The sequence below is a fragment of the Hydrogenophaga sp. genome (genome assembly GCF_018780385.1).
GTDB lineage: Bacteria > Pseudomonadota > Gammaproteobacteria > Burkholderiales > Burkholderiaceae_C > Hydrogenophaga.
Genome location: NZ_JADMJO010000124.1, coordinates 1 through 1826, shown reverse-complemented (window position 1 = coordinate 1826; position 1826 = coordinate 1). Strand labels below are relative to the sequence as shown.

General features: G+C 64.1%; 2 protein-coding genes. One reads left to right on the top strand and one right to left on the bottom strand.

Annotated elements, in window-relative coordinates; all coding sequences use genetic code 11:
- Window positions 1–16: 16 nt before the first annotated feature.
- A complete protein-coding gene (locus IV113_RS23925) occupies window positions 17–949 on the bottom strand; it encodes a LysR family transcriptional regulator (RefSeq protein WP_291090598.1) in 933 nt (310 codons plus the stop codon).
- 215 nt (window positions 950–1164) lie between these two features.
- On the opposite strand from IV113_RS23925, the gene IV113_RS23920 reads away from it, so the two are divergent.
- Entirely contained in the window at window positions 1165–1734 is a 570-nt protein-coding gene (locus IV113_RS23920) for a DUF4148 domain-containing protein (RefSeq protein WP_291090597.1), read from the top strand.
- The last annotated feature ends 92 nt before the right edge of the window (window positions 1735–1826 follow it).

Genomic DNA, 1826 nt, shown 5'->3' with positions numbered 1-1826 from the left:
TGTGTAACGGTGTGCGTCAGCAGCTGCTGCAGGTTGCCATGGCGCTGTCCACGCGGGCGCGGGTTCGCTCGATGAGGTAGTCCAGAAACACCTCGGTGCGCCGTGGCATGAACTTGCGGCTGGGCAACGCTGCGTACATCGTGACTCGGTCGGTGATCCAGGGATTGAGCACGCGCACCAGGTCACCGTTCTGGATCAGCGGCGCGGCCAGCTCGATCGTGGTGGCGGTGATGCCCGCGCCGTCCAGCGCGGCGTGCATCAGCGTGTCGGTGTGGTTGGCCCACAGCACCGGCTGCACCTCGATGTCGATGAAGCGCGCCTCATCCGTCTCGTGCAGCAGGCGCCAGGCGCGGCTGCGGCCGACGGCGGGTTTGAAGCGCAGGCAATCGTGTTGCGCCAGGTCTTCGGGCCGGACCGGCGTGCCCTTGCGCCGCAGGTAGTCGGGCGAGGCCAGCAGCACAGTGACGCTGGAGAGCACCTTGCGTGCGATCACGTTGGCGTCGAACGAGGCCTTGGTTCCCATGAGCGTGATGTCGTAGTCCTCGATCGGCGGCTCGCGGTGCGACTCCACTTCGATGTCCAGCAGGATCTTGGGATACGCCTGCCGGAAACCGCTCACCAGCGGTGCGAGCACGTGCGTGGCCATCACCGGTGGCGCCAGCAGGCGCAGCACGCCCGCGAGTTCGCTGGTTTGCGAGCTCACCAGTGCGTGGGCTTCGTCGAGGTCCTGCAGGATCAGGCGCACCCGGTCCAGGTAACTCTCGCCAGCGTCGGTGAGCGACACGCGCCGTGTCGTGCGGTGCAGCAGGCGGGTTCCGAGGTGATCCTCCAGATCGGCGACGAGCCGCGTGACCACCGCAGGCGACATGTCCATGGCGCGTCCGGCGGCCGCAAAACCACCCTCGTCGATCACTTTTTGAAAGACGCGCATCGAGGCCAGACGGTCCATGAAGAGGCTCCTTAGAAGGGTTTTCCCAGGTACGAAAGCCTTGATTATTGCTGAATGTGAAACACAGCAGTCGTTCTAAAGCTATTTTTCTTCAGGATCAGAAACTTTACAGTTCAACCCATCGATGCACGCAAACCCCCTCGCTGAGGCATCGAAGCCGGCCAGACCGCACAACGGACCGACCGGCATGTTCAACCCTCTTCAAGGAAACTGTCATGAAAACCCGTTTGTCTGTTGTTGCCATCGCCCTGTCCACCCTCGTTGCCGGCCACGCCCTGGCTGCCGATCCTGCTGCCGCCAAGACCCGCGAACAAGTTCGCGCCGAACTCGTCGAAGCGCAGCGCAACGGCACCCTGATCGCCGACGGCGAAACCGGTCAGCGTTTCAACCAGGTCAGCCCGCACCTGTACCCCCAAGCCACTGTGGCTGCCAAGACCCGCGCTGACGTGAAAGCCGAGCTGGCCGTGGCACAAGCCAATGGTGACCTGATCGCCGACGGCCAGACCGGTGCCCGCTTCAACGAAGTGTTCCCCGCTCAGTACGCTGCCAACCGCACCGCTGCTCCCGCCGTTGAAGTGGTTGCCCAGGGCAAGACCCGCGCTCAAGTGCGTGCGGAACTGGCCGAAGCCCAAGCCAATGGCGACCTGATCGCTGATGGCGAAACCGGTGCCCGTTTCAAGGATCTGTTCCCCGGCCGTTACCCGGTGGAAGCCACTGTGCAGGCCAAGAGCCGTGACGACGTGCGTGCCGAGCTGGTGAAGTCGCGCGCCGTGTCGAGCAACTGATCGCCTTCGCGAAGCTCATCGTCGGCCCATGAGGCTGGCGATGCCAACGCCCGGTGTCCTCCACAGGATGTCGGGCGTTTTGCCGTCTGGTA

Excerpts from the sequence above, each read along its gene's own strand:
- IV113_RS23920 (WP_291090597.1), top strand. The coding sequence starts at position 1,165 with ATGAAAACCCGTTTGTCTGTTGTTGCCATCGCCCTGTCCACCCTCGTT.
- IV113_RS23925 (WP_291090598.1), bottom strand. The coding sequence starts at position 949 with ATGGACCGTCTGGCCTCGATGCGCGTCTTTCAAAAAGTGATCGACGAG.